The sequence below is a fragment of the Streptomyces sp. NPDC047042 genome (assembly GCF_040644035.1).
GTDB lineage: Bacteria > Actinomycetota > Actinomycetes > Streptomycetales > Streptomycetaceae > Streptomyces.
In genome coordinates this window covers 1-1,676 of sequence record NZ_JBEYVP010000113.1, presented here as the reverse complement: position 1 = coordinate 1,676, position 1,676 = coordinate 1, and the positions used below count along the sequence as shown (strand labels likewise).

The following is a 1,676-nucleotide window of genomic DNA, read 5'->3' as shown; positions in this document are numbered from 1 at the left end:
AGGCGACGGCCACCACGAAGTAGACCCACTCAACAGACCGGGGTCGGTCCCATTACATGAGCCGACCCCGGGAACATTCCGTGAGCGCCCACACCGGCACCTCGGTCGGGCACTTCTTGGTCGTCGGCCGCCTCGCCTCTACAGTTTTAGGACTTCCCCCTCGCCCTCCCCGGTCCGCGGCCTCGGGCTTCTGAATGCCCGCTCACGGTTTCGCGGGGACTTCATGTGCGAGGTGGTCATTTCCTGCGCATGCGCATTCACCCACGCGAATCGGGGTTCCTCTTTGCCTTTTTCCCTGCACCAGGGCGACGCCTTGAGCGTCCTTTCCAAATTTCCGGACAACAGCGTCGATTCCGTGATCACCGATCCGCCCTACAACTCGGGCGGGCGGACCGCGAAGGAACGCACGACCCGCTCCGCGAAGCAGAAGTACACCTCTGCCGATGCCCAACACACGCTGCCGGACTTCACCGGCGAGAACATGGACCAGCGTTCGTACGGGTTCTGGCTGACGCAGATCATGACCGAAGCGCACCGGCTCACCAAGACCGGCGGCACGGCGCTGCTGTTCACCGACTGGCGTCAGCTGCCCGTCACGACGGACGCGATCCAGGCGGCCGGCTGGCTGTGGCGGGGCGTGCTGGCCTGGCACAAGCCGCAGGCCCGCCCCCAGAAGGGGCGCTTCACCCAGAACTGTGAGTTCATCGTCTGGGCCTCGAAGGGCGCGATCGACGGCTCCCGCAACCCGGTCTACCTTCCGGGCATCTACTCCGCCTCGCAGCCGTCCGGTTCGGCGCGGCGGCACATCACGCAAAAGCCCGTCGAAGTGATGCGCGAGCTGGTCAAGATCTGCCCCGATGGCGGCACGGTGCTCGACTTCTGCGCCGGTTCGGGGTCCACCGGGGTCGCCGCTCTGCTCGAAGGCCGCGACTTCATCGGCGTGGAGAAGACCGAGCAGTACGCCGCCGTCGCGAATGAGCGGCTCACGCAGTCCCTCCGCGAGACCCTCACCCAGGAGGACCTGGTCCTCACCCCCTGACGCACCAACAGCGTCCATTCCAGCGAGAGTTGGCGCTTTTCGCAATCCAGGCCAATATACCGGACGGAACTCGCCCTTTCTGCGAGTCGGCCTGTTCACCACCGCTTGGCGTGTCCTGCCCATTCCCACGGCCGAGGAGGCCATTGTTTTCATGCCTGAACCCGTAAACCCCCCGGCCGAGGGGGAGCTGGAGCCGGTCCGCCTCCCCGATTCCCACTTGGAGGGGATCGAGGCCAGTGTGCGCCGGCTGATGGAGGAGTCGGCGCAGCAGGCCCGCCAGCTCGACCACCTGGCCTCCCCTCCGGACCCCGGAGGATCCCGGTTCGCCGCCTTCGGCCTACCGGGCTTCGGCGGACCACCTCCGGCGCCGGCACCGGAGCCGCGCCCCATCCTGGATCTGGAGGGCGAGGCGTACGAGGACGAACTCGACGCGCTGTCGGACTGGGTGGACGACTGGCTCCTGCCCGTCTACGGGGCCGAGGTCACCACGGCGGCGCCCTGGTGCCCTCAGTGGCAGGAGCACCAGGACGTCGTCGCCTGGCTGCACGCGCTGTGGATGGCCTACCAGCAGCACAAGGATCCCGAGGCGGGCCTGTCCGGAATGGCGGTGTGGCACCGGGACTTCCTCACCCACACC

The 1,676-nt window shown here is 67.4% G+C and carries 2 protein-coding genes; both read left to right on the top strand.

Features of this window, described 5'->3' with window-relative positions; translation table 11 throughout:
- Positions 1 to 283 precede the first annotated feature (283 nt).
- Positions 284 to 1,039: a site-specific DNA-methyltransferase gene (locus ABZ855_RS48295; RefSeq protein ID WP_360820444.1), complete on the top strand. Its 756-nt coding sequence runs from the start codon at positions 284 to 286 to the stop codon at positions 1,037 to 1,039.
- 250 nt (positions 1,040 to 1,289) lie between these two features.
- On the top strand, positions 1,290 to 1,676 hold a 387-nt coding region (locus tag ABZ855_RS48290), incomplete at its 3' end, for a DUF4913 domain-containing protein (RefSeq protein WP_360820447.1).